This is a genomic window from Rhodococcus sp. P4_F5, from assembly GCF_056401315.1.
In genome coordinates this window covers 1-23,211 of record NZ_JBFUJP010000096.1, presented here as the reverse complement: position 1 = coordinate 23,211, position 23,211 = coordinate 1, and the positions used below count along the sequence as shown (strand labels likewise).

Annotated in this window: 26 protein-coding genes; 9 read left to right on the top strand and 17 right to left on the bottom strand. The window is 69.7% G+C overall.

The window, feature by feature from the left end; all coding sequences use genetic code 11:
- The first annotated feature begins 3 nt into the window (after positions 1-3).
- Positions 4-513 (top strand): ribonuclease FAU-1 family protein, encoded by a 510-nt coding sequence (locus AC1DU4_RS24325; protein ID WP_477844252.1) that lies wholly within the window; start codon positions 4-6, stop codon positions 511-513.
- 6 nt (positions 514-519) lie between these two features.
- Here the strand turns inward: AC1DU4_RS24325 and coaE are convergent, their stop codons facing one another.
- The gene (gene coaE, locus AC1DU4_RS24320) at positions 520-1,734 is read right to left on the bottom strand and encodes a dephospho-CoA kinase (protein WP_477844250.1); all 1,215 of its coding nucleotides are present in this window, start codon (positions 1,732-1,734) and stop codon (positions 520-522) included.
- 119 nt (positions 1,735-1,853) lie between these two features.
- On the opposite strand from coaE, the gene AC1DU4_RS24315 reads away from it, so the two are divergent.
- Positions 1,854-2,072 (top strand): hypothetical protein, encoded by a 219-nt coding sequence (locus tag AC1DU4_RS24315; RefSeq protein ID WP_072845606.1) that lies wholly within the window; start codon positions 1,854-1,856, stop codon positions 2,070-2,072.
- Positions 2,073-2,205: 133 nt separating this feature from the next.
- Entirely contained in the window at positions 2,206-2,451 is a 246-nt protein-coding gene (locus AC1DU4_RS24310) for a hypothetical protein (RefSeq protein ID WP_072845607.1), read from the top strand.
- A 101-nt stretch (positions 2,452-2,552) separates the two neighbouring features.
- On the opposite strand, the gene rpsA is transcribed toward AC1DU4_RS24310, so the two are convergent.
- Positions 2,553-4,031, bottom strand: coding sequence for a 30S ribosomal protein S1 (rpsA, locus tag AC1DU4_RS24305; protein WP_072845608.1), 1,479 nt, complete (start codon positions 4,029-4,031; stop codon positions 2,553-2,555).
- 256 nt (positions 4,032-4,287) lie between these two features.
- Between rpsA and AC1DU4_RS24300 the strand changes: the two genes are divergently transcribed.
- Positions 4,288-4,674, top strand: a complete 387-nt coding sequence (locus AC1DU4_RS24300) for a CD225/dispanin family protein (protein ID WP_477844247.1) — start codon at positions 4,288-4,290, stop codon at positions 4,672-4,674.
- A 74-nt stretch (positions 4,675-4,748) separates the two neighbouring features.
- Positions 4,749-5,633, top strand: coding sequence for a class I SAM-dependent methyltransferase (locus tag AC1DU4_RS24295; RefSeq protein ID WP_477844245.1), 885 nt, complete (start codon positions 4,749-4,751; stop codon positions 5,631-5,633).
- Positions 5,634-5,667: 34 nt separating this feature from the next.
- On the opposite strand, the gene AC1DU4_RS24290 is transcribed toward AC1DU4_RS24295, so the two are convergent.
- The 4 genes from AC1DU4_RS24290 to AC1DU4_RS24275 form a co-directional block, all read right to left on the bottom strand.
- Positions 5,668-6,507 carry an ABC transporter permease gene (locus AC1DU4_RS24290; RefSeq protein ID WP_477844243.1) on the bottom strand — a complete coding sequence of 280 codons (840 nt, stop codon included), beginning with the start codon at positions 6,505-6,507 and terminating at the stop codon, positions 5,668-5,670.
- Positions 6,504-7,304 (bottom strand): ABC transporter ATP-binding protein, encoded by an 801-nt coding sequence (locus AC1DU4_RS24285; RefSeq protein ID WP_477844242.1) that lies wholly within the window; start codon positions 7,302-7,304, stop codon positions 6,504-6,506. Before AC1DU4_RS24285 ends, AC1DU4_RS24290 begins: the two co-directional genes overlap by 4 nt.
- 38 nt (positions 7,305-7,342) lie before the next feature.
- Positions 7,343-8,182, bottom strand: coding sequence for a DUF4097 family beta strand repeat-containing protein (locus AC1DU4_RS24280; RefSeq protein WP_477844240.1), 840 nt, complete (start codon positions 8,180-8,182; stop codon positions 7,343-7,345).
- A gap of 68 nt (positions 8,183-8,250) precedes the next feature.
- Entirely contained in the window at positions 8,251-8,766 is a 516-nt protein-coding gene (locus AC1DU4_RS24275; protein WP_477844238.1) for a toxin-antitoxin system HicB family antitoxin, read from the bottom strand.
- 297 nt (positions 8,767-9,063) lie between these two features.
- Here AC1DU4_RS24275 and AC1DU4_RS24270 point away from each other — a divergent pair, with 297 nt between their 5' ends.
- Both AC1DU4_RS24270 and AC1DU4_RS24265 read left to right on the top strand, forming a co-directional pair.
- On the top strand, positions 9,064-10,167 hold the full coding sequence (locus tag AC1DU4_RS24270; protein WP_477844236.1) for a DNA polymerase III subunit beta family protein: 1,104 nt from the start codon (positions 9,064-9,066) through the stop codon (positions 10,165-10,167).
- Positions 10,164-10,670 (top strand): hypothetical protein, encoded by a 507-nt coding sequence (locus tag AC1DU4_RS24265; protein WP_477844234.1) that lies wholly within the window; start codon positions 10,164-10,166, stop codon positions 10,668-10,670. The genes AC1DU4_RS24270 and AC1DU4_RS24265 overlap by 4 nt, the downstream gene beginning before the upstream one ends.
- Positions 10,671-10,742: 72 nt before the next feature.
- Here AC1DU4_RS24265 and AC1DU4_RS24260 read toward each other — a convergent pair whose 3' ends face one another.
- The 6 genes from AC1DU4_RS24260 to AC1DU4_RS24235 form a co-directional block, all read right to left on the bottom strand.
- Positions 10,743-10,904, bottom strand: coding sequence for a type II toxin-antitoxin system antitoxin (locus tag AC1DU4_RS24260; protein ID WP_477844232.1), 162 nt, complete (start codon positions 10,902-10,904; stop codon positions 10,743-10,745).
- Between the two features lie 15 nt (positions 10,905-10,919).
- Positions 10,920-11,768: an SPFH domain-containing protein gene (locus tag AC1DU4_RS24255; RefSeq protein ID WP_477844230.1), complete on the bottom strand. Its 849-nt coding sequence runs from the start codon at positions 11,766-11,768 to the stop codon at positions 10,920-10,922.
- An 81-nt stretch (positions 11,769-11,849) separates the two neighbouring features.
- Positions 11,850-12,611: an amino acid ABC transporter ATP-binding protein gene (locus AC1DU4_RS24250; RefSeq protein ID WP_092776250.1), complete on the bottom strand. Its 762-nt coding sequence runs from the start codon at positions 12,609-12,611 to the stop codon at positions 11,850-11,852.
- Positions 12,608-13,600 carry an amino acid ABC transporter permease gene (locus AC1DU4_RS24245; RefSeq protein ID WP_477844227.1) on the bottom strand — a complete coding sequence of 331 codons (993 nt, stop codon included), beginning with the start codon at positions 13,598-13,600 and terminating at the stop codon, positions 12,608-12,610. The genes AC1DU4_RS24250 and AC1DU4_RS24245 overlap by 4 nt, the downstream gene beginning before the upstream one ends.
- A gap of 12 nt (positions 13,601-13,612) precedes the next feature.
- Positions 13,613-14,500, bottom strand: coding sequence for an ABC transporter substrate-binding protein (locus AC1DU4_RS24240; protein ID WP_477844268.1), 888 nt, complete (start codon positions 14,498-14,500; stop codon positions 13,613-13,615).
- A 105-nt stretch (positions 14,501-14,605) separates the two neighbouring features.
- Entirely contained in the window at positions 14,606-15,715 is a 1,110-nt protein-coding gene (locus tag AC1DU4_RS24235; protein ID WP_477844225.1) for an isocitrate/isopropylmalate dehydrogenase family protein, read from the bottom strand.
- On the opposite strand from AC1DU4_RS24235, the gene AC1DU4_RS24230 reads away from it, so the two are divergent.
- Together AC1DU4_RS24230 and trxA are read left to right on the top strand one after the other, a co-directional pair.
- Complete coding sequence (locus tag AC1DU4_RS24230; protein ID WP_477844224.1) at positions 15,714-16,226, top strand: 2'-5' RNA ligase family protein; 513 nt, start codon at positions 15,714-15,716, stop codon at positions 16,224-16,226. The genes AC1DU4_RS24235 and AC1DU4_RS24230 overlap by 2 nt on opposite strands.
- Positions 16,227-16,287: 61 nt before the next feature.
- Entirely contained in the window at positions 16,288-16,653 is a 366-nt protein-coding gene (gene trxA / locus AC1DU4_RS24225; protein ID WP_072845621.1) for a thioredoxin, read from the top strand.
- 21 nt (positions 16,654-16,674) lie between these two features.
- Here the strand turns inward: trxA and AC1DU4_RS24220 are convergent, their stop codons facing one another.
- From AC1DU4_RS24220 to AC1DU4_RS24200, 5 genes are read right to left on the bottom strand one after another with little or no spacing between them, the layout of a single operon-like run.
- Positions 16,675-17,448, bottom strand: coding sequence for a PIG-L family deacetylase (locus AC1DU4_RS24220; protein ID WP_477844221.1), 774 nt, complete (start codon positions 17,446-17,448; stop codon positions 16,675-16,677).
- 24 nt (positions 17,449-17,472) lie between these two features.
- Positions 17,473-20,208, bottom strand: a complete 2,736-nt coding sequence (gene polA, locus AC1DU4_RS24215) for a DNA polymerase I (RefSeq protein WP_477844219.1) — start codon at positions 20,206-20,208, stop codon at positions 17,473-17,475.
- Positions 20,209-20,264: 56 nt separating this feature from the next.
- Complete coding sequence (locus AC1DU4_RS24210) at positions 20,265-21,008, bottom strand: ABC transporter ATP-binding protein (protein WP_477844217.1); 744 nt, start codon at positions 21,006-21,008, stop codon at positions 20,265-20,267.
- On the bottom strand, positions 20,995-21,909 hold the full coding sequence (locus tag AC1DU4_RS24205) for an ABC transporter ATP-binding protein (protein ID WP_477844267.1): 915 nt from the start codon (positions 21,907-21,909) through the stop codon (positions 20,995-20,997). The genes AC1DU4_RS24210 and AC1DU4_RS24205 overlap by 14 nt, the downstream gene beginning before the upstream one ends.
- Before the next feature lie 44 nt (positions 21,910-21,953).
- A complete protein-coding gene (locus AC1DU4_RS24200; RefSeq protein WP_477844265.1) occupies positions 21,954-23,192 on the bottom strand; it encodes a branched-chain amino acid ABC transporter permease in 1,239 nt (412 codons plus the stop codon).
- Between the last annotated feature and the right edge of the window lie 19 nt (positions 23,193-23,211).

Sequence of the window (23,211 nt, the reverse complement as noted above, 5' to 3'; positions counted from 1 at the left end):
GCTATGGACGCCGCGGTGCACGCCCCGAAGATCGAGTCCTTCAGCCTCGGCGACCGGACGAACACGGATCCCAAGGGATTCGTCCGGCCGGTCGACCACTACCACGCCGAGCCGTGGGGCCTGTACATGGCCCGGCCGTCGGACCACCCGCACTTCCACTACCTGGAGTCGTGGCTGCTGCCCGAGCTCGGCCTGCGCGCGTCGATCTTCCACTACCACCCATTCCACGCCCGTGACCAGGACCGCTACGTCGACGTCGGCGAGTACACGGACGGCGGCGCGGTGTGGCGCTCGCAGGACCACTACCTGGACCTGGTGGTGCGGACCGGCCGCGACACCGAACTCCTCGACGTCGACGAACTGGTCGCCGCGCACGCCGCCGGCCTGCTCGACGCCGCCACCACCGACCGGGCCATCACCCGCGCCGTGGTGGCCGTGGACGGCATCGCCAGCCACGGCCACGACCTCGACGCGTGGCTGGCCTCACGCGGGATGCCGGTCAGCTGGCGCTGACGCCGGTCACCTGGCGGTCCACCCGGCGTCGCGTGCCCACTGCTCGGCGCGCACCGCGGCACCGTCGAACCACGGCGTCGTCGCCGTCGCGTACCGGTCGGCGGCCGTCGCCAGGTCCGGTGCGCCGAGTGCCCGCGCCGCCGCCGCACGCTTGACCGCCAGGTACTCGGCGCGCGCCTGCGGATCTGCGGTGAGCCAGTCCCGGAACACCAGCGCGAACCGCTGACCGGGCCAGCCGTCGACCCGCACGTGCACATCGACCGGCCGTCCGGGATCGGCGGCGGCGTGGAACCGCTTGTCCCACAGCGCCGGATCTGCCTCGCCGCCGATGTCGTACGCCGGCTTCGGGTCGTCCGCGGTGACCGACTCCACTCGCGGGAACCCGGCGGCGGCGAGGGTCCCGGCCAACTCGTCCGCGACGGCCAGGCTCGGCACCGTCACCTGGAAGTCGAGCACGTCCTTGGCGTCGAGGCCCGGCACGGCGGTCGAGCCGATGTGGTCGACGCGCACGGCCGCGGCCCCGCACACCGCCCGCAGCCGGTCGGTCAGCCGGCGCGCCTGGTCCGGCCACGACGGGTCCGCGGGCACCAGCACCGGCGGCGTGCGGATCACCGTGGCGGTTCGGATGTTCTCCGCGTACCGCGTCAACCGCTCCCACAGGGCCCTGACCTCGACGTCCAGGTCGCCCTCCGGGCCGTTGTTGTCGAGCCACACGTCGGCCGCGGCCCGACGCTGCTCGTCGGTGGCCTGTGCTGCCATCCGGGCGCGGGCGTCGGCCTCCGGCATGCCGCGCAACTCGACCAGGCGCCGGACCCGTTCCTCCGCCTCCACGTGCACCACCACGACGAGGTGGAACAGCGGGCCCATGCGACCCTCGACGAGCAACGGAATGTCCTGCAGCACCACGGAATCCGCGGGTGCCGAGTCGACGATCGCATTGGTGCGACTGCCGATCAGCGGGTGCACGATCGCGTTGAGCCGACCGCGCGCCTCGTCGTCGCCGAACGCCTTGGCAGCCAGAGCCGGACGATCCAGCTCCCCGTCGGCTAGGATGTCGTTGCCGAATTCAGCTACCAGAGCGGCCAATCCGGGAGTACCGGGCTCTACGACCTCACGGGCGATTTTGTCAGCGTCGACGATCACCGCCCCGAGCTCGTCGAGAATCCTCGACACAGTGGACTTTCCTGCTCCAATGCCTCCGGTGAGGCCGATTCGCAACACCGCAACAGTCTGTCACCAAACACGCCAAAGCACATCCAGCCCAAATACACCAGGTTTTCTGCGTTTTCGGATATCTTCGTCCGTGACGACCAGGCCTCTTTTCAATCAGAAGGATCACCATGCGAAGCAGCCTCACTCACCCCGGTCGGCACCGTCTCGGCATGGTCGACGGAGTGCACTGCATCCTGATCCCGGAGGTCGCGCTGGCATTGGCCGACCACCGCCGCAACTGGTTCACCCAGATGCTCAGCCCGGCCCGCCACAGCTTCGCATCGATGCGCAAGCGCACGACGGAGATGCAGGGCTCCTGGTCGCCGACCGCCGCCGTCGCCAACTGACCAGGTGAGCTGACCGCCACCCACCGACACGGTGAACGAGAGTGACCCCGCCCGACAGTCCCGGGCGGGGTCACTCTCGTTCGTGTACGCAACGAGGGATGCGAGCGCGGCGCAACGGTCCTAGCGTGAAGACATGACCGTCACAGCGAACGACCTTCGACAGCTCCTCGGCAGCACTCTCCCGGCACCGACCCTGGTGCTCGAGGAGGGATCGCTCAAGATCTTCTCCGGCGAGGAGGTCACGCGGCAGTCGCCCTGGGTGGTCACCACCCGCGACGACCTCCTCGCGGAGTTACCCGACGCCGACAACCCGACAGAGCACGACCTCGTGGAGAAGGCCGCCCTGCTCGACGAGCTGGTGTCGAGCAACGGGGCCTGAACCGCAACCGCCCGCACACCCGACACCCGGACACCAGAAAGCCCCGGTCCTTTTGCAAGGGCCGGGGCTCTCGGGTCGGACCCGACTAGCGGGTCGTCAGACTATGCGTTGCCGGACAGCTTCTCCCGCAGCGCAGCGAGCTGTGCATCGCTGGCCAGGGATCCGCTTGCCTCGGACGAAGCGGCGACAGCCTCGCCGCTCTCGTCCGCACCGGTCTCGGAGGAGTAGTTGGTGCCGGCAGCGCCGGCAGCAGCCTCGGCGGCCTCGTCGGCAGCCGTCTTCTCCATCTGAGCGGTGTGCATCTTGTGGCGACGCTCCGCCTCGGCGTAGCGGGACTCCCACTCTTCACGCTGCTTGTCGAAGCCCTCGAGCCATTCGTTGGTCTCGGAGTCGAAGCCCTCGGGGAAGATGTAGTTGCCCTGCTCGTCGTACGAGTCGGCCATGCCGTACTTGGACGGGTCGAACTCGGCGCTGTAGTCCTCGTTCGCCTGCTTCAGCGACAGCGAGATCCGGCGACGCTCGAGGTCGATGTCGATGACCTTGACGAGAGCATCGTCGCCGACGCCGACAACCTGGTCCGGAACCTCCACGTGGCGCTCGGCCAGCTCGGAGATGTGGACGAGGCCTTCGATTCCCTCTTCGACGCGCACGAAGGCACCGAACGGAACCAGCTTGGTGACCTTACCGGGCACGATCTGGCCGATGGCGTGCGTGCGGGCGAACTGACGCCACGGGTCTTCCTGCGTCGCCTTGAGCGAGAGGGAGACGCGCTCGCGGTCGAGATCGACGTCGAGAACCTCGACGGTGACCTCGGTGCCGACCTCGACAACCTCGGACGGGTGGTCGATGTGCTTCCAGGACAGCTCGGAGACGTGCACCAGGCCGTCGACGCCACCCAGGTCCACGAAGGCACCGAAGTTGACGATGGAGGACACGACGCCCTTGCGGACCTGGCCCTTCTGGAGCTGGTGCAGGAACTCGCTGCGGACCTCGGACTGGGTCTGCTCGAGCCACGCGCGACGCGACAGGACCACGTTGTTGCGGTTCTTGTCGAGCTCGATGATCTTGGCCTCGATCTCCTTGCCGACGTACGGCTGGAGGTCACGGACACGACGCATCTCGACGAGCGAGGCGGGCAGGAAGCCACGGAGACCGATGTCGAGGATCAGGCCGCCCTTGACGACCTCGATGACGGTGCCCTTGACGGCCTCGTCCTTCTCCTTGAGCTCCTCGATGGTGCCCCAGGCGCGCTCGTACTGTGCGCGCTTCTTCGACAGGATCAGTCGACCTTCCTTGTCCTCCTTGGTGAGAACAAGAGCCTCGACGGCGTCGCCGACGGAAACGACCTCGTTGGGGTCGACGTCGTGCTTGATCGAGAGCTCGCGGGAAGGGATGACGCCTTCGGTCTTGTAACCGATGTCGAGTAGAACCTCGTCACGGTCGACCTTGACGATGGTGCCTTCGACGATGTCGCCATCGTTGAAGTACTTGATCGTGGCGTCGATCGCGGCGAGGAAGTCCTCGGCGGAGCCGATGTCGTTGACGGCTACCTGCGGCGAGGTATGAGTGGTTGTGGGCATTTGGTGAGTTGCTCCGGAGGGATAGGTGTCGGTTGATGGTGTTCTGTCGGACCTACGAGCAGACGACTGCGCTCCAAACTTCGGTGCGCGACCGCGGACACTCGCGTGGATTAGGGTACGCGGCCGGTAGCTAGCTGGGCAAACCCGGGTCGGATACCACCGCATTCGCGACTGGTCGCCGCCGACCGGACTCAGCGATCCCTCAAGGGGACTCGGTACCGTCGACAGTGACAGAAGTCACACGAGGAGTGCCGACATGACTGCTCCGGATCAGAATCCTCCACCCTTCCAACCAGCAACACCCGCCCCACCCGCCGACACCCCCGACGCGCCGCGACCGGCCGGCCCCGACCGCCGCGCGCGGCCGCCGAGCAACGTCGGCTGGGCCGTGGCGTCGCTGGTCTTCTTCTGGCCGCTGGCGTTCGCCGCGTTCACCCACTCGTTCAACGTCTACCCCCTGTGGGCGGACGGCGACGTCGAGGGATCCACGGACGCATCCGACCGTGCCCGCCGCCTCGGCCAGATCTCGCTCTGGCTGTTCGGCGCACTCGCACTGCTGTTCGTCGTCGTCTACTCGATCATGGCGGTCGTGTGGATGTCGCAGGGCGTCGACCACGAGTTCGTGCACCCCCGGATGCGCTAGGCCCCCGGCCCCGCCGCGCCGGCCCGACGTTGGATGATTGGCGTCCGACCGCACACCTGCCAGGGGCTGAACACATGACGCAACCACCCGTTCCCGACGACCGGCACGCCGCCGCCAATGCCGTCCTCGGCACCACCGGGGTCAGCCGCACCCGCGTCGGTTCCGCCGACAGCGAGCGCGCCAGTCGCGCCTGGTGGGACGCGGACGCCGACGACTACCACCGCACCCACGGCGACTTCCTCGGCGTCGAGTCCGCGGGCGGCGAGTTCGTCTGGTGCCCGGAGGGCCTGCACGAGGGCGACGTGCACCTGCTCGGCGACGTCGCGGGCAAGGACGTGCTGGAGATCGGCTGCGGTTCTGCGCCCTGCGCGCGCTGGCTGGCCGGCCAGGGCGCCCGGGCGGTGGGACTGGACCTGTCGAAGGGGATGCTCGCGCGCGGACTCGACGCGATGGCCGCGGGCGGGCCGCGGGTGCCGCTGGTTCAGGCCGGCGCCGAGTCGCTGCCGTTCGCGGACACGAGTTTCGACATCGCCTGCTCGGCCTTCGGCGGCGTCCCGTTCGTCGCCGACTCCGCGCTGGTGATGCGCGAGGTGGCCCGGGTGCTCCGGCCCGGCGGACTCTGGGTGTTCTCCGTCAACCACCCGATGCGCTGGATCTTCCCCGACGACCCCGGCCCCAAGGGGCTCACCGCGACGATTCCGTACTTCGACCGCACCCCCTACGTCGAGGTCGACGACGACGGGGTGCCGACCTACGTGGAGCACCACCGGACGATCGGCGACCGGGTGCGCGAGATCGTCGCGGCGGGACTCGAGGTCCGCGACATCGTGGAACCGGACTGGCCGGAGTGGCTGGACCGCGAGTGGGGGCAGTGGAGTCCGCTTCGCGGGCAACTGTTCCCGGGCACCGCTATCTTCGTCTGCCGCAAGCCCGACCGGCCCGCGGCCGGCAGCAGTTGACTGCTGCCCGGTCGCCGCCGCACCGAGGTGGCGCTCAGAGGCGACGCTCGCGCCGGTAGAGCGAGCGCGCCCACGCGTACCCGGCGACGCCGATCGCCACGGTCCAGCCGACCGCCTGCGCAACCACCGCGCCCTCGAGCCCCGCGCCGCCGGCGAGCAGCCCGCGCACGGTCTCGATGATCGGCGTGAACGGCTGGTACTCCGCGAACCACCGCACCGCCGTCGGCATGGTCTCGACCGGCACGAACCCGCTGCCCAGGAACGGCAGCAGCAGGAGGATCATCGGGGTGTTGCTGGCGGTCTCGACGCTCCGAGCGTTCAGCCCCATGGCGACGCACAACCAGCTGAGGGCGAGCCCCAGCAGCACGAACAGACCCAGCAGCGCGGCCCAGTCGAGCACGTCGGCGTCGGGACGGTAGCCCATCGCGAGTGCCGCGCCGAGCACGAGGACGAGCGCTGCCAGCGACTGGAGCACCGTGCCGAGCACCTGCCCGGAGAGCACGGACCCCGGCGAGATCGCCATGGTCTTGAACCGCGCCATGATCCCGCTCGCGGCGTCCATGGCGGCGCTGATGGCCACGGACTGTCCCGCGCCCACGATGGTGAGAATGAACAGAGTGGGCGTGATGTAGTCCAGGTACGCCGCCCGCCCGTCGGCGCCGGGGGCGACCCCGGGCATGACGCCTGCGCCGAGGGCGCCGCCGAAGACGTACACGAACAGCACGAGCATCACCAGCGGGCCGGCGACGAGGAACATGGTGAGCCCCGGGTAGCGCACCGCGCGTAAGAGGTTGCGGCGCAGCATGGTAACGACGTCGGCGACCGGGCTAGGGCTCGGGGTGGCAGCGAGCGGGGTGGCGGCGAGGGTGGTCATCGGACGATCTCCTTGTCCTGCGTCGTGTCGGTCTCGGTCTCGGTTGGCGGCTCGGTGAGGGCGAGGAACACGTCGTCGAGTGAGCCGGTGTCGTGCGCGGCCTTGAGCTCGGCGGGCGTGCCCTCGGCGACGATGCGGCCGCCGTTCAGGACGGCGACCGAGTCGGCGAGCTTGTCTGCCTCCTCGAGGTACTGCGTGGTGAGCAGGATCGTGGTGCCCGCGGCGACGAGCGTCCGCACCTCGTCCCACAGGACACGACGGCTGCGCGGGTCGAGGCCCGTCGTCGGCTCGTCGAGGAACACCACGGACGGTGCGCCGACGAGCGTCATCGCGAGGTCGAGCTTGCGCTTCATGCCGCCGGAGAAGGTCGCCACGGGCTTGCGCGCGGCGTCGGCGAGGCCGAAGCGCTCGAGCAGTTCGGTGATCCGGCGTCGCCCCTCGGCGCGGCCGAGGTGGTTGAGGTCGGCCATGAGCCGCAGGTTCTCGGTGGCGTTGAGCAGTTCGTCGACGGCGGTGATCTGGCCGGTCACGCCGATCGACGCGCGGACCGCCTCGGGCTCACGCGCCACGTCGTGGCCCGCGATGCGGACCGTGCCCGCGTCGGCGGCGAGCAGGGTGGACATCACGCCGACGGCGGTGGTCTTGCCTGCTCCGTTGGGGCCGAGCAGCGCGGTCACGGTGCCGGCGGGCACGACCAGGTCGACGCCGTCGAGCACGAGTTGCTCGCCGGCCTTCGACCGGTACGACTTGCGCAGGCCGGCGACCTCGATCGCGGGACCGCGGACGGTGGTGGTCATGGGTTCTCCTTCGATGGTGGGTTGTCGGTGGGCTTGGGTCAGGCGTGCGGACGTCGGACGACGATGTCGCCGTAGCTGCTGCTGACGCGTGCCTCGACGGTCCGGTCGTTCTCGTCGGGGCCCGTGGCGTCGTGCAGGAGGTTGCGGACCTTGCCGTGCTGCGCGGTGGCGTCGAGCCAGGCGGCGGTGCCCTCGGGCACCCCGACCTCGATCGCGCCGGTCGAGCTCTCGAGCTGGACCCGGCCGCTGACGGCCTGCTCGATGCGGATGTTTCCGTGCGCGGACCGGGCGGTGGTGTCACCGAGCGACCGGTCGATCGTGATGGGCCCGTGGGCGCCGTTCACCCGCAGGATCCCGGTGGATTGGCCGATCTCGGTGGGGCCGTTCGGGTTCTTGATGCTGGCGTCTCCGTCGAGCTCGCGGATGCGCACGCCGCCGGCGGTGACGACGATCTCGGTGGAGCCGAGGGCGCGCCCCACGACGACGGAACCCGCGCTCGCGCGGAGGTCGAGCCGGCCGGCCTCGTCGATCCGGACGTCGCCTGCGCGGCTCGTGAACGAGCAGGTGCCGAGCCGACCCTGGGCGAACACGGGGCCCAGCGCACTGCCCTGCAGGGCGGAACCTGTTGGGAGCTCGATCGTGACGTCGACGGAGGACTTGGTGAGGTACTTCCACCTGGTGCCCGTCTGCACGGTGAGGGTGCCGTCGTGGAAGTCGATGCGTGTCTCCTCGGCGGCCTTGACATCGCCGGACTTGCTCGGGTCGTTCGGGCGGACGGTGACCACGGTGTCGGCGCGATCGCTCGCGACGAGGTTGACGGCGCCTGCGGCGATGTCAACGGCGACGGTGATCGGCTCAGGGGTCGCGAAAGTAGGCATGGCGAGTCCTCGGGGTGTGGTGTCGGCCCCTGCGTGCGGGGCGCAGGTCTGGGGTTCGGGGTGTTGGGTCAGCGCACCCAGCCGGTCAGCCGACCGGCGGTGCTGGAGGTGCGCGCTGTCGCGCGGGACGGTGCAGCGGGCTGGAGTGCGGCCGCGACCGCACGCACGAGCCATGTGTTGAGGGAAACGCCCTCACGGGCCGCCGCCGCCTCGACCTGGGCCTTGATCTGGTCGGGGAGGCGGAGCGTGGTGCGGGACGTGCTGACGTCGTCGGGGTCGAGGGCCCGCGTGGGCAGCGCGGGCTCCGCCGTCGCGGGCTCTGCGTTCTCGAATGCCGGGGCCGGCGCGGGGGTGACGACGAATTCCGGGTCGCGGCCCCGGAGGCGCACGTCGACAGACCCCGGGGCGAGCTCTGCCGTGATCTCGTTCGCCGCGGTCGAGAGCGCCTCGAGCAGCACGAGACGGACGGCGGCGTCGAGCGGGGCCGTCATGCGGGCGGCGAGCTCACGTGCCTCGTCCCCGCCCGCGGCGGCTGCGGTGGCGAGCTGGTGCTGCAACTCGTCGACGTATCTTGTCAGGTCCATGACACCACTATGACACCACTTGGATGCCATCGCAATAGGTAGCGCGTCATTACTGGTGTCAAAGTGGTGCCAGCATGATGCTGTGTGAACGAAAGCGCAGTTCACAGCGGCCGACGGCGCGGGTGGGCGAACTCGAAGATGCGCCATGCTGGTGCGCTCCCGGGGAGATCCGGGGCATGACAACGTCGCCGGGTGCCACGACGACACCACCGGAAACCAGCTGTCGCGGGGCATGGCGTCGGTGGCAGCCACCGCCTTGGTTGACCTTCAGGTAGGTCGAAGCCCAATGATGTCGGGGTGGCGGATTTCGGGTTGATGTCGATCGGGTCGTTCGCGAGTCGGAGTGGTCTGACGGCGAGCGCATTGCGTTTCTACGCTGATGCAAGACTGCTACTGCCTACGGAGGTCGACCCGGTCTCCGGATACCGGCTCTACGGGGAAGACCAGCTCGAGCTGGCCGTTCTGCTCCGGCAACTGCGCGAGATCGGTATGCCGCTCGCAACGGCGAAATCCGTCCTCAATGCTGGACGCGACGAGGCAGTTCGCCTGGTCGACCAGCATGTCGACGCAGTGGTCAGCGGCGCCACGGCCGCACGACAGCAGGCCGCCGTCATCAAGGCAGCGTTGGCCGCGGAGCCCGCAGTGGCGGTCTTTGCGCTGAGCGGGCCGGTGTTGGCGGCGGCGATCGAGCAGGTTCTGACTGCCACCACCGATGAACCGGACATCGCCGTTCTCGGCGGTGTGCGCTTCGAGTCCGATACCGGTGCGGTGACCGTGACCGCCACTGATCGCTACCGTCTGTCCACCCGCACCCTTGTGACCGCCGATCCGACCGCTGCGACGTGGGCGGCGACGGTGAACGGCGACGATCTACGCAGTTGCCTCGGCGACCTGCGGCGCACGCCTCTGGCTCGGATCGAAGCGACCGAGCACGGGATGTGGATACGGCTGCCGGACCGGGGTGACCGGCATTGCCGGCTCCTGCCCGAGCCGTTTCCCGACTACCGGTCGATGCTCGACGCGCTACCAGCGGTGACGACCCGCGTCGAGGCCTCGAAGTCATCGCTCCTGCGAGCCCTCGAGGAGCGACCAGCTGACCGGATCTCGATGCACGTCACCGAGGCTGGGGTCACGGTGCTGGACAACCGCGGCGGACCGGACACGGGCGTACACCTGCCGGCCCGCGTGAGCGGGCCCTCGATCGAGGCCTGGTTCGAGATGACCACGCTCTATCCCGCCATCAGCACCGCGATCGGCGCGGACGTGCTGCTCGACCTCAGGGGCCCCGCACAGCCCGCCACTGTCCGCTCGGCCGACCACGGCGACCTCACCACCCTTGCCATGCCCACCAAACCCCATCCGAGAGAAAACACCACAAACCCGAAGGGGAAGGACGCATGACAGAAACCACCACTACGGACCCGATGATGGACGCGATCGCCAAGGCCATCACCGAGGGTCGCAGCGGAAACACGGTCAGGGCCCGCGGCCAACTCCTGGACCTGTGGAAGGTGATCGGAGTCAGCGGCGATCCCTTGCACCGCTGCACACTCGCGCACTACCTTGCCGACCTCTGCGGCGATCCGGCGCAGGCACTGGCCTGGGATGTGCGCGCACTCGATGCCGCCGACGCCGTCACCGAGCGGCGCGTCCAAGAACATCACGCGAGCCTGCACATCGCCGGCTTCTATCCCTCGCTTCACCTCAACCTCGCCGACAACTATCGCCGGCTGGGATCCTTCGAAGCCGCCCGGGAACACATCGACGCCGCCCGGGAGCGCTCGTCTGCGCTGCCTCCCGATTCATATGGGGAACTCATTCGTGCGGCGATCGACGAGGTGACCACGGCCGTCGAGAATCAGAACACCGCGGTCCGGGCTTCGGCCCCGGGCGCGACCGCGTGACCCACAAGAACGCGCCGCTCACCACGGAGGGCACCGAGGCCTCGTCGAGCGGTGCCGCACCACCTCACACAACTACCCGGAACCGCGCGGCGACCGGCCGGCCTCGTCCAACGCCCGGCGCAGCGCGTACTCCAGCTGCGCGTTGACGCTGCGCAGGTCGTCGCCGGCCCACTTCGCGATCGCGTCGTAGACGGCCGGGTCCAGCCGCAGCAGCACCTTCTTGCGTTCGGTCATCGGAAGTCCGGCGGCTCAGGCGTACAGGGTGCCGGTGTTGACCACCGGCTGCGTCGCCTTGTCGCCACACAGCACCACCAGCAGGTTGGAGACCATCGCGGCCTTGCGTTCCTCGTCGAGTTCGACGACGCCCTGCTCGGCGAGCCGCTCCAGGGCCAGGCCGACCATGCCGACCGCGCCCTCGACGATCTTGGTGCGGGCGGCGACGACCTGCGCGGCCTGCTGACGGACCAGCATCGACTGGGCGATCTCCGGCGCGTACGCCAGGTGCGTGATGCGCGCCTCGACCACCTCGACGCCGGCCAGGTCGGTCCGCTCCCCCAGTTCGGTGGTCAGTTCGGCGGCCACCTCGCTGCCGTCACGCAGGCTGGTGCGGCCCGCCTCGTGCGAGTCGTAGGGGTGGGTGGTCGCGAGGTGACGCACCGCCGCCTCGGACTGGATCGCGACGTACTCCTCGTAGTCGTCCACCGCGAACGACGCCTTGCCGCTGTCGACGACCTTGTAGACCACCACGGCCGCGATCTCCACCGGGTTGCCGTCCGCGTCGTTGACCTTCAGCTTCGCGGTCTCGAAGTTGCGCACCCGCAACGTGATCCGCCGCTTCGTGGTCAGCGGGAGCACCCACTGGAAGCCGTCCTGCGAGACCGAACCGACGTAGCGGCCGAAGAACTGGATCACGCGGGCCTCGTTCGGGTTGATCACCGTGAACCCGGTCAGCCCGACGGCCACCACCACCGCCAGAACCACGCCCACCGCGATGCCGCCGACACCGGCGGTCAGCGCGAGCGCCGCCCCCGCGAGTACCGCCACGACCAGTCCGAGCAGCACCCCGAACCCGTTCAGCCGAAACGCCCGTCGCTCCATTTGCTCCCCCAACCTCGTCGATTGCAAAGTGATATCACTACGATATCAGCAATGGAGGAGGCGCCGCAGCCCCGACGACCGTCAGAGCAGGTTCGACAGGAACAGTTTGGTCCGGTCGTGCTGCGGATTGGCCAGCAGTTCACGGGGATTGCCCGACTCGACGACCACCCCGCCGTCCATGAACACCAACTCGTCGGCCACCTCGCGGGCGAAGCCCATCTCGTGGGTGACGACGACCATCGTCATGCCCTCCTTGGCGAGGTTCTGCATGACCGTGAGCACCTCACCGACCAGCTCCGGGTCCAGCGCGGAGGTCGGCTCGTCGAAGAGCATCAGCTTCGGGTCCATCGCCAGCGCCCGGGCGATCGCGACGCGCTGCTGCTGGCCGCCCGAGAGCTGCGCCGGGTACGCGTCGGCCTTCGCGCTCAGGCCCACCTGGTCGAGCAGGTCCCGGGCCCGGGCGACGGCGTCCTTCTTGGGCACCCGCTTGACCTGGGTGGGCGCCTCGATGATGTTCTCCAGCGCGGTCCGGTGCGGGAACAGGTTGAAGTGCTGGAAGACCATGCCGATGTCGCGGCGCTGCCGGGCCGCGGCCCGCGGGTGCAGCTCGTAGAGCTTGCCGCCGCGCTCCTCGTAGCCCACCAGCTCGCCGTCCACGTACAGCCGGCCCGCATTGACCACCTCGAGGTGGTTGATGCAGCGCAGGAAGGTGGACTTGCCGGACCCCGACGGCCCGACCAGGCACAGCACCTGGCCGCGGTCGATCTCCAGGGACACGCCCTTGAGCACCTGCAGCGCGCCGTAGTTCTTGCAGACCCGGTCCGCCTTCACCATCGCGGTCATTTGCGTTCGCCTCCGGGTGCGTCGGGCAGGGTGCCGGTGGACGGCTCGATCACGACGGGCTTGCCCTGTGCGTCGGCCAGGGCCTGCAACTGCCGGGCGGTCAGGGTGCGCGAGGCCCCCTTCGAGTAGTAACGCTCGAGGTAGTACTGCCCGACCATCAGCACGCTGGTGATCGCCAGGTACCAGGTCGCGGCCACCAACAGCAGCGGGATGGGTTGGAAGTTCGCGCCCGCGATGTCCCCCTGGCGGCCGTAGAGTTCGAGGCTGAACGGGATCGCGGACACCAGCGAGGTGGTCTTGAGCATGCTGATCAGCTCGTTGCCGGTCGGCGGGATGATCACCCGCATCGCCTGCGGCAGCACCGTGCGGCGCATGGTCTGCGACCAGGTCATGCCCAGCGCGGTCGAGGCCTCGGTCTGCCCCTCGTTGACCGAGCCGACACCGGCCCGGACGATCTCCGCCATGTACGCGGCCTCGTTCAGCCCGAGACCGATGATCGCGAACAGGAATGCGGCCTCGAGACCCTGCACCTCGATGTGGACGAACTGGTGCACGAACGGGATGCCCAGGTCGATCGACTTGTAGATCGACGGGAACAGCCCCCAGAACACCAACTGCACGTACACCGGCGTGCCACGGAAGATCCACAGGTACCCCCACGCGGTGGAGCGCAGCACCGGGTTCGGCGAGAGCCGCATCACCGCGATGATCACCCCGAGGACCACCGCCAACGCCATCGCCAGCACCGTCAACTGCACGGTCACCCACGCGGCCTCGGTGATCCGGCGGTCGAACAGGTAGCGCCCGTACACATCCCAGCCGAAGGCCTCGTTGGTTGCCGCTCCGTAGACGAACAGCGCGAGCAACACGATCACGGCGACGGCAGCGATCCACCGTCCGGGCCGCCGCAGCGGCACCGCCTTGATCGGCAGCGGCTCCCCCGCGTCGGCGCCGGCGGCCGCCGCGGCGCTGGTCTGGTTCTCTGACATGGTCTCGCCCCTCTACCCGGCTGCGCCGTTGATCTGCGACGTCGTGATGGTGCCTGCCCCGACGCCCCAGTTTTCGGCGATCTGCTGGTATACGCCGATGTCGATCAGGTGCTGCAACGCCTGCTGCAGCGCGGGCGCCAGCGGCGAGCCCTTCTTGACCGGCCAACCGTAGGGCGCCGAATCGAAGAGCTCACCGGCAGGCACCAGTCGTCCGTTGCTGCGTTTGATCGCGTAGGCGGTCACCGGCGAATCCGCGGACAGCGCGTCCACGCGCCCGAGGATCAGCGCGTTCGCCACGGCGTCCTGACTGTCGTACTTGATCTTCGAGATCGGGGGTTTGCCCGCGGCGACACAGGCGTCGCTCTTTGCGGGCACCTCGTCGATGTCCTCCGTGGTCGTGGTCTGCACCCCGACCCGCAGCCCGCAGGCGTCGTCGGGGTCGATCGAGTCGCCCGCCCGCTGGGCCCACTGGATGCCGGCCCGGTAGTAGGTGACGAAGTCGACGGATTCCTCGCGTTCCTTCGTGTCGGTGAACGACGACGCGCCCATGTCGAAGGTCCCGGCCTGGACGGCGGGGATGATCTTGGCGAAGTCCGCCTGCTTGAAGTCCGCGGTCAGCCCCATGACCCCCGCGACGGCCGTCATCAGATCCACGTCGAAGCCGACGATCTCACCGGACTCGTCCTTGAATTCGTTGGGCGCATAGGGGACGTTGACGCCGATCACCAGCCGGCCGGTCGACGCGATGTCGGGCGGCACCAGCGCGGCGATCTCGTCGACCCGGTCCACCTTCACCTGCTCGGCGGGGACCAGTCCCTCGTTGTTGGTGACGCATCCGGTCAGCACGGACCCGAGCAACAGCGCCGCGAGAACCGTCCCGAAAACTCTGGCCCGTCGCAGCCGACGCGGGCTCCGAGACTGCTGCACCCGTCTTGACCACACCTGCAGAAGACTACTGGTTCACCTGCGGTTCACCCGAATCCTCGGGCCGCCGTCACAGCCGCGTCAGCGACGCAGGATCCGCGCGCCCACCGTCTCGGTGAACTCGGCGGTCGAGGCCAGCCCGCCGAGGTCCGCGGTGGCCACGCCCGCGGCGAGGGTGCCGGTGACCCCGAGGCGGATCCGGTCCGCGGCCAGTCCGAGGAGGTCGTCGGCCCGCCGGGCCGACATCCAGTCCAGCAGCATCGCGGACGAGAGCATCACCGCAGTCGGGTTGGCCCGGTTGCGCCCGGCGATGTCGGGAGCGGCGCCGTGCGCGGCCTGCGCCATCGCCTTGGTCTCCGACGCGTTGAGCGACGGCGCGGTGCCGAGCGACCCGGCCAACTCGCCGGCCAGGTCCGAGAGGATGTCGCCGAACATGTTCTCCGTCACCACGACGTCGAAGTCGGCGCCGCGCCGCACCAGGTGCGCGGCCATCGCGTCGACGTGCTCGGTGCGGATCTCGACACCCGGGTACTGCCGTCCGACCTCGAGGCACACGTCCCGGAACAGGCCCGTGGTGAGGGCGAGCACATTGGCCTTGTGCACCACGGTCACCCGGCGCCGGCGCCCGGTGGCCAACGCGAATGCCGTGTGCGCGATGCGTTCACACGCCCGTCGGGTGACGACGGCGACCGCCATCGCCACGTCGGGCGTCGGCATGAACTCGCCGCTGCCGGTGAACATGTTGCGGTCGGCGTAGAAGCCCTCGGTGTTCTCCCGCACGATCACCAGGTCCATGTCCGGCGCGGTCGCCCGCACCCCGGAGAACGCCTGGGCGGGGCGGATGTTCGCGAACAGGTCGAAGCGTTTGCGGATGGTGCCACCGGGGGTGAGCTGCCCGCGGAACTGCGGCGGGTAGGCGGCGCTGTCGTGCGGGCCGAGAATCCAGCCGTCGAGTCCGTCGAGCGCGTCGAGGGTCGAGTCCGGAATCGGGTTCCCGTGCTCGGCGATCGCGTCGAACCCGACCGGCAGGTCGACCCACTCCACCGCGGGGGCGCCGACCGCGCTCATCGCGGCGTCCACGGTCGCCTGGGCCGCGGGCACGATCTCGTGCCCGATACCGTCGCCGACCAACAGTCCGATCTGGGGCGTCGTTGCGTTGGCTGGGTTCACCCGACCATCATTACTCACCATGGTGCAGTCCGTTGAGTTGCTGCTGGACGCCGAGCTCGACGCCGCCGTCCGACGGCAGTGGGCGCGGCTGTCCGCCGAGGCCCTGCCCAGCCAGGACGTGGTGCGCAAGTCCACGAACCGCCCGCACATCACCCTCGCGGTCGCCCGGCACATCGACCCCGAGACCGAGCTGATCCTGCAGCAGGGGTTGATCGCACCGAAGCTGCGGATCACCCTCGGCGGACTGGTGATTTTCGGCGGCCAGCGAAAGACGCTGTCGTACCTGGTGATTCCCACCGCCGGCCTGCTTGCATTGCAGCGGACCGTCTTCCGGCTGATACATGCCAGCCCCGGGATCCCCGCGCACACCCATCCGGGCGAGTGGACGCCGCACGTCACCCTCGCCCGGCGCGTGTTCCCCGACGAGATCGGCCCGGCGATCAATGCGCTCACGCCGCGAGAAATGACCGGCTCCGTCGACGGGATCCGGCGCTGGGACGGCGACGCCAAAAGGGAATGGCGCATAGCCTGAGGAAGAATCGGGCACGCCGAGGCGTTGAACCGGCGAGACAAGCAGCGACGAGAGGACCTTCATGGCCACGCAGACCCTGACCCAGCAGAACTTCGACGAGATCATCGGCGGGAACGACGTCGTCCTCGTCGACTTCTGGGCGGCCTGGTGCGGCCCGTGCCGCGCCTTCGCACCGACCTTCGAGGCCTCGTCCGATCAGCACCCCGACGTGGTGCACGCCAAGGTGGACACCGAGGCCGAGCAGGGTCTCGCCGCCGCGGCGAACATCCGGTCCATCCCGACCATCATGGCGTTCCGCGAGGGCATCCTGGTCTACTCGCAGCCCGGCGCGATGCCCGCGGCCCAGCTCGACGACCTGCTCACGCAGGTCAAGGCGCTGGACATGGACAAGGTCCGCGAGCAGGCCGCCGCGCAGCAGCAGGCCTGACCGCGGGGCCGGGACCTGCCGTCAGAGCGGCAGGCCGGTCTCGGCCAAGCCGTCGGGGGCGCCGTGCCGCCGGAACCACTCCTGACCGAAGGCGGCGCGCAGCTGCTCGTCCGGCATCTGCAGGAACGGCCCGAAGTCCCCGACCTGGGTGGCGTGCGCGAGCATCGCGGCACGCTTGGCCGCCATCACCTCGCTCACGTCGACCACCGTGGTGATCTCGGAGGCCGGCAGGCCGAGGGTGTCGAGTTCCGGCGGCTGCGTGTCCGCCGACCACTCCGGGTTCGCGGCGATCAGCTCGCGGAGGTGGTCGCGGTTGAGCGTCGACTCGTACACGTGCGAGACCCCCGCCAGCTCCGCCGCGCGCACGCCCACCCGGTGCACCTGCACGTGGTCGGGGTGTCCGTAACCGCCGTTGCGGTCGTACACCGTGACCACGTCCGCCGACTCCTCGACGAGGATCTCCGCCAGCCGGGCAGCCGCGTCCTCCACGTCGACGTTGCAGAAGGCCTCGGGGTTCGCGTTCTCCGGCGTCCCGGCCATCCCCGAATCCGCGTAGTGCAGCTGCACCACCCGGTGCGCGCCGAGCACGCGGGTGGACTCCTCCAGCTCACGCCGACGCCGCTCGGCGAGCGTCTCGCCCGCCGCGAGCAGGCCCTCCGGCACCTCCCCCAGCGCGCCGTCGGTGGCGGTGACCACCACGACACGGTGCCCCGCGTCCGCCGCCTGCCGCATCACCCCGCCGGTGCCGAAAACCTCGTCGTCGGGATGCGCGTGGAAGCAGACCAGAACACTCATGCCGTGATGGTTTCACAACCCGCGTCAGTGCGCGGCCGCGTCCCAACTTCGCCCGGTGCCGACCGAGACCTCCAGCGGGACCGACAGCTCGATCGCGCCGGCCATCTTCTCCCGCACCAGCGTCTCGACCTGCTCGCGCTCGGACTCGACCACCTCGAGCACCAGCTCGTCGTGCACCTGCAGCAGCATCCGTGACTTCAGTCCCGTCGCCGCCAGCGCGTTCTGCACGTCGATCATCGCGACCTTGATGATGTCCGCGGCGGTGCCCTGGATCGGCGCGTTGAGCGCGGCCCGCTCGGCCACCTCGCGGCGCTGACGGTTGTCGCTGTTGAGGTCCGGCAGGTACCGGCGCCGGCCGTACAGGGTGGAGGTGTAGCCGTCCTTGCGGGCCTGCTCGACCACCTCGTGGAGGTAGTCCCGCACGCCGCCGAAGCGGGCGAAGTAGGCGTCCATCTGCCCCTTGGCCTCCTCGGTGGAGATCTTCAGCTGCGAGGCCAGTCCGTACGCACTGAGCCCGTAGGCCAGGCCGTACGACATGGCCTTGACCCGACGGCGCAGTTCGGGGGTGACCTCCTCGATCGGCACCCCGAAGGCCCGGGACCCGACGAAGCTGTGCAGGTCCTCGCCCGTGTTGAAGGCCTCGATCAGGCCCTCGTCGCGGGAGAGGTGCGCCATGATCCGCATCTCGATCTGGCTGTAGTCGGCGGTGAGCAGGTAGTCGTACCCCGCGCCGACGACGAAGCCGTCGCGGATCTGCCGTCCGGCGTCGGTGCGGACCGGGATGTTCTGCAGGTTCGGCTCGGTCGAGGACAGCCGACCCGTGGCCGCGACGGTCTGGTTGAAGGTGGTGTGGATCCGGTCGTCGTCGGCGACCGCCTTGAGCAGTCCGTCCACCGTCACCTTCAGCCGGGTGGCGTCGCGGTGCGCGAGCAGGTGCTCGAGGAACGGGTGGCCGGTCTTCTCGAACAACGACTGCAGGGCGTCCGCGTCGGTGGTGTAGCCGGTCTTGGTCTTCTTGGTCTTCGGCATGCCGAGGTCCTCGAACAGCACCACCTGGAGCTGCTTGGGCGAGCCGAGGTTGATCTGCTTGTCGATCACCGCGTACGCCGCGTTCGCGGCCTGGTTGATCTCGTCGGCGAAGCGGGCCTGCAGGTCGCTGAAGTGCGCGGTGTCGACCGCGATGCCGGTGGACTCGACGGTGGCGAGCACCCCGAGCAGCGGCAGTTCCATGTCCGCGAGCAGGCCGGTGGACTCGATCGTCTCCAGCTCCCCGTCCAGCGCGGCGGCCAGGTCCAGCACGGCCCGGGCCCGCAGGATCTGCGCCTCGGCGGCGGCCGCGTCGGCCTGGTCCTCGGTGTCCAGCAGCGACAGCTGGCCCTGCTCGGACTCCTCGACCCGCAGCTCCCGCTTGAGGTAGCGCAGCGACAGGTCGTCGAGGTTGAAGGTGCGCTGACCGGGCCGGACCAGGTACGCCGCGAGGGCGGTGTCGCTGGTCAGTCCGCCGAGCACCCAGCCGCGGCCGCGCAGCGCGTGCACCGCCGCCTTGGCCTCGTGCAGCGCCTTCGGCGCCGACGGGTCGGCGAGCCAGTCGCCGAGCGCCTGCTCGTCCTCCGGGGTGGCCGAGGTGGCGACGATGTAGGCGCCCTCGCCGTCGGCGGCCGCGATGGTCACCGCGGTGACATCACCCGCGTACGGGGTGCCGGCGCCGACCACGGACACGCCGCTGCGCGCCCCGGTGCGCGCGTGCTCGGCGAGCCAGGCGCTCACCTCGCCGGGTGCCAGCGCGCCGCCGCGCACCTCGAAGCCCTCCTCTGCCTCCGGTTCCGCGGAGCTGAGGGTGTCGAACAGCCGGTCCCGCAGCACCCGGAACTCGAGGTCGTCGAAGAGCATGTGGATCTTGTCGCGGTCCCACGGCGCCAGCACCAGCTGGTCCGGCGTGTACGGCAGCGGGACGTCGCGCACCATCTCGGTGAGCTGACGGTTGAGCACCACCGCCGACAGGTTCGCGCGCAGCGAGTCGCCGACCTTGCCGCGGACCTCGTCGACGCGGTCGACGAGCTGGTCCAGCGAGCCGTACTCGCGGATCCACTTGGCGGCGGTCTTCTCCCCCACACCGGGGATGCCGGGCAGGTTGTCGCTCGGGTCGCCGCGCAGCGCCGCGTAGTCCGGGTACTGGCGCGGGGTGAGTCCGTACTTGCCCTCGACCTCCTCCGGGGTGAACCGGGTGAGCTCGGAGACGCCGCGCTTGGGGTAGAGCACGGTCACGTCGGGGGTGACCAGCTGCAGGGCGTCGCGGTCGCCGGTGCAGACCAGCACCCGGTAGCCGAGCGCGGTGGCCTGGGTGGTGAGGGTGGCGATGATGTCGTCCGCCTCGAAACCGGCCTCGGCCATCACCGGGATGCCCATCGCGCCGAGCACGTCCTTGGTGATCTCCACCTGACCCTTGAACTCGTCGGGGGTCTTCGCGCGGTTCGCCTTGTACTCGGGGAACGCCTCGGCCCGGAAGGTCTGCCGGGACACGTCGAACGCCGCCGCCACGTGGGTGGGCTGCTCGTCGCGCAGCAGGTTGATCAGCATCGAGGTGAAGCCGTACACCGCGTTGGTGGTCTGACCGCTGTGGGTCTTGAAGTTCTCCGCGGGCAGCGCGAAGAACGCCCGGTAGGCCAGGGAGTGCCCGTCGAGCAGCAGCAGCGTCGGCTGCGGGCCCGCGGTGTCGCCGTCGGTTCGGGTGGTGGACCGTTCATCGGTTGCTGGGCTCACCGCAGTGAGTCTAGGGAGCGACACCGACAGTGTGGAACCAACCTGGCCGACGGCGGTCAGCCCACCCCGAGGTAGGCGTGCTTGACGGCCGGGTCGGCCAGCAGGTCCCGGCCGGTCCCGGTCTTGGTCACCTCGCCGGTCTCGAGGATGTACGCCCGGTCGGTGCGGGTCAGCGCCTGCTGGGCGTTCTGCTCGACCAGCAGGATGGTGGTGCCCTGCGCGTTGATCTCGGAGATGATCCGGAAGATCTGCTGGATCACCATGGGCGCCAACCCCATCGACGGCTCGTCGAGCATCAGCAACCGCGGCCGCGACATCAGCGCCCGGCCGATCGCCAGCATCTGCTGCTCGCCGCCCGACATGGTGCCGCCGAGCTGGGTGCGCCGCTCGCCGAGCCGTGGGAACAGGTCGAACACCCACTCCAGCCGCTGCGCGTAGTCCGCCTTGGTCTCGAACTTGCGGGCGTAGCAGCCCATGTCGAGGTTCTCCTGCACGCTCATGCCGGGGAACACGCCGCGCCCCTCGGGCGCCTGCACCACCCCGAGCCGCACCCGTTCGTGGGCCTTGACCCGGGTGAGGTCCTGGCCGTCGAAGACGATCCGGCCGGAGGTCAGCGGCAGCAGCCCGGACAGCGCCCGCATGGTGGTGGACTTGCCCGCCCCGTTGGCGCCGAGCAGCGTCACCAGTTCGCCGCGCTCGACGCGCAGCGAGATCCCGTGCAGCGCCCGGATCCGCCCGTAGTCGACGACCATGTCCGTCACCTCGAGCAGCGGGGTGGGGTCGGTCTCAGGCACTGGCATCGTCGGGCACCCCCAGGTAGGCGGCGATCACGGCCGGGTTCGCCCGGATCGCGGCGGGCAGGTCGTCGGCGATCTTGCGGCCGAACTCGAGCACCACGATGCGGTCCGTCACACCCATCACCAGGCGCATGTCGTGCTCGATGAGCAGCACGGTGAAGCCGTCGTCGCGGATCTTGCGGATCAGGTCCATCAACGCCGCCTTCTCGCTGGGGTTGAACCCGGCGGCCGGCTCGTCGAGGCAGAGCAGCTTCGGCTCGGTGGCCAGCGCGCGGGCGATCTCCAGCCGCCGCTGGTCGCCGTACGAGAGGTTGCGGGCCTTCTCCACCGCGCGGGGGGCGATCCCGACGAACTCGAGCAGCGCCATCCCCCGGTCGACGGCGTCGCGTTCCTCCCGCCGGTGCCGGGCGGTCCGGAAGATCGCGCCCGGCACGGAGGTCCGGTGCCGGGCGTCGGTGCCGACGACGACGTTCTCGAGCGCCGTCATCTCCCCGAACAGCCGGATGTTCTGGAAGGTCCGCGCGATGCCGAGCCGGGTGATCTCGTTGCGCTTCGTTTTCGCCAGCAGCTTGCCGTCGAACGTCACCGACCCCGACGACGGCGTGTAGACGCCCGTGAGCGCGTTGAAGCAGGTGGTCTTGCCGGCGCCGTTGGGCCCGATCAGGCCGAGGATCTCGCCGCGGCGGATCTCGAAGGACACCGCATCCAGCGCCACCAGCCCGCCGAACTGCACGGACAGTTCCTCGGTCCGCAGCAGCACCTCGCCCTCGCCGGTGTCGATCTCGCGCTGCGGGGCGACCACCTCCGCGACCGCGTCCGGGTCCGCGAGGGCCGGGTCGATCGCGGACACGTCGACCACGCCGGCAGTCGGGATGTCGACCTCCGGCGCGAGGTCGGCGGCCATGTCCTCGTTGTCGAACATCGCGTCGCCCGGCCCGGGCCCCGCCGTCATCGCCGGTCCGCCGGGGTCGTGGCGTCGGCCGCCGCGCTCGGACGGACCGCCTGGTACACCTGTCTGCCGTAGGTCAGCAGCTTCTGTCGCGCCGGGAAGAGCCCCTGCGGGCGGAAGATCATCAGCACCACCAGGGCCAGCCCGAAGAAGAGGTACTTGTAGTCGCCGAGGGACTGGCCGCCGACCTCGATCGACATCGCCCGGTTGGGCAGGTACACGATGATGAAGGCGCCGACGATCACGCCGAGCTTGTTGCCCTGGCCGCCGATCACCACCGCGCACAGGAACAGCATCGAGTTGATGACGTTGAAGCCGGTCGGGTTGATGAACTGCACCTGGCCGGCGTACAGCGCGCCGGACAGTCCGCCGATGGACGCACCGATCGTGAACGCCCACAGCTTGAACTTGAAGGTGGGCACCCCCATGATCTCGGCGGCGTCCTCGTCCTCGCGGATCGCCACCCACGCCCGGCCGACGCGGCTGCGCTCGAGGTTCCCGACGATCAGCAGAACCGCGATCACCAGGACCATGCCGACCCAGTACCACCACACACCGGAGTTGATGTCGCCCGCGGAGTTGCCCGCGGAGAAGACGCCGAAGGGCTTGTCCTCGGAGACCCCGATCCGCGGGTAGGCGATCTCGGCCAGGCCCTGGCCGCCGTTGGTGACGTCGGTGAGGTTGTCCGCGAGCAACCGCACGATCTCGCCGAAGCCGAGGGTGACGATGGCCAGGTAGTCCCCGCGCAGGCGCAGCGTCGGGGTGCCGAGTATCAGCCCGGTGAACGCGGTGATCGCCACCGCGATCGGCAGGCAGGACAGCCACGCCCAGTCGGTGGAGAAGAAGCCGTCGGCGGTCATCTTGTTCCACGGGCTGTTCGGGCTGGTCAGCAGCGCGACGGTGTACGCGCCGACGGCGTAGAAGCCGACGTACCCGAGGTCGAGCAGGCCGGCCTGCCCGACCACCACGTTGAGCCCGACCGCGATCAGCGCGTACATGGCGAACTGCGCCATCACGCCGCCGAAGTCGGTGCCCGGGGTGTCCAGCAGCGGCGGGCGCCACACCGGCAGGATCGCGATCAGCGCGATCAGCGGGACCCCGACGAGCCACTGCATCGGCCGGGCCAGGCCGTTCCACCAGCCCCGGATCGCGTCGCCGACACCGCGGCGTGGCGGACCGGGCTCGGTCGGGAATCCGCTCGGGTCGCGGCGTCCGGTGCTGGTGTCGGTGGTGCTCATACCCGCGCCCTCCCCAGGG

Excerpts from the sequence above, each read along its gene's own strand:
- AC1DU4_RS24325 (WP_477844252.1), top strand. The coding sequence starts at position 4 with ATGGACGCCGCGGTGCACGCCCCGAAGATCGAGTCCTTCAGCCTCGGC.
- AC1DU4_RS24315 (WP_072845606.1), top strand. The coding sequence starts at position 1,854 with ATGCGAAGCAGCCTCACTCACCCCGGTCGGCACCGTCTCGGCATGGTC.
- AC1DU4_RS24310 (WP_072845607.1), top strand. The coding sequence starts at position 2,206 with ATGACCGTCACAGCGAACGACCTTCGACAGCTCCTCGGCAGCACTCTC.
- rpsA (WP_072845608.1), bottom strand. The coding sequence starts at position 4,031 with ATGCCCACAACCACTCATACCTCGCCGCAGGTAGCCGTCAACGACATC.
- AC1DU4_RS24300 (WP_477844247.1), top strand. The coding sequence starts at position 4,288 with ATGACTGCTCCGGATCAGAATCCTCCACCCTTCCAACCAGCAACACCC.
- AC1DU4_RS24295 (WP_477844245.1), top strand. The coding sequence starts at position 4,749 with ATGACGCAACCACCCGTTCCCGACGACCGGCACGCCGCCGCCAATGCC.
- AC1DU4_RS24290 (WP_477844243.1), bottom strand. The coding sequence starts at position 6,507 with ATGACCACCCTCGCCGCCACCCCGCTCGCTGCCACCCCGAGCCCTAGC.
- AC1DU4_RS24285 (WP_477844242.1), bottom strand. The coding sequence starts at position 7,304 with ATGACCACCACCGTCCGCGGTCCCGCGATCGAGGTCGCCGGCCTGCGC.
- AC1DU4_RS24280 (WP_477844240.1), bottom strand. The coding sequence starts at position 8,182 with ATGCCTACTTTCGCGACCCCTGAGCCGATCACCGTCGCCGTTGACATC.
- AC1DU4_RS24275 (WP_477844238.1), bottom strand. The coding sequence starts at position 8,766 with ATGGACCTGACAAGATACGTCGACGAGTTGCAGCACCAGCTCGCCACC.
- AC1DU4_RS24265 (WP_477844234.1), top strand. The coding sequence starts at position 10,164 with ATGACAGAAACCACCACTACGGACCCGATGATGGACGCGATCGCCAAG.
- AC1DU4_RS24260 (WP_477844232.1), bottom strand. The coding sequence starts at position 10,904 with ATGACCGAACGCAAGAAGGTGCTGCTGCGGCTGGACCCGGCCGTCTAC.
- AC1DU4_RS24255 (WP_477844230.1), bottom strand. The coding sequence starts at position 11,768 with ATGGAGCGACGGGCGTTTCGGCTGAACGGGTTCGGGGTGCTGCTCGGA.
- AC1DU4_RS24250 (WP_092776250.1), bottom strand. The coding sequence starts at position 12,611 with ATGACCGCGATGGTGAAGGCGGACCGGGTCTGCAAGAACTACGGCGCG.
- AC1DU4_RS24245 (WP_477844227.1), bottom strand. The coding sequence starts at position 13,600 with ATGTCAGAGAACCAGACCAGCGCCGCGGCGGCCGCCGGCGCCGACGCG.
- AC1DU4_RS24230 (WP_477844224.1), top strand. The coding sequence starts at position 15,714 with ATGGTGCAGTCCGTTGAGTTGCTGCTGGACGCCGAGCTCGACGCCGCC.
- AC1DU4_RS24235 (WP_477844225.1), bottom strand. The coding sequence starts at position 15,715 with ATGGTGAGTAATGATGGTCGGGTGAACCCAGCCAACGCAACGACGCCC.
- trxA (WP_072845621.1), top strand. The coding sequence starts at position 16,288 with ATGGCCACGCAGACCCTGACCCAGCAGAACTTCGACGAGATCATCGGC.
- AC1DU4_RS24220 (WP_477844221.1), bottom strand. The coding sequence starts at position 17,448 with ATGAGTGTTCTGGTCTGCTTCCACGCGCATCCCGACGACGAGGTTTTC.
- AC1DU4_RS24210 (WP_477844217.1), bottom strand. The coding sequence starts at position 21,008 with ATGCCAGTGCCTGAGACCGACCCCACCCCGCTGCTCGAGGTGACGGAC.
- AC1DU4_RS24205 (WP_477844267.1), bottom strand. The coding sequence starts at position 21,909 with ATGGCCGCCGACCTCGCGCCGGAGGTCGACATCCCGACTGCCGGCGTG.
- AC1DU4_RS24200 (WP_477844265.1), bottom strand. The coding sequence starts at position 23,192 with ATGAGCACCACCGACACCAGCACCGGACGCCGCGACCCGAGCGGATTC.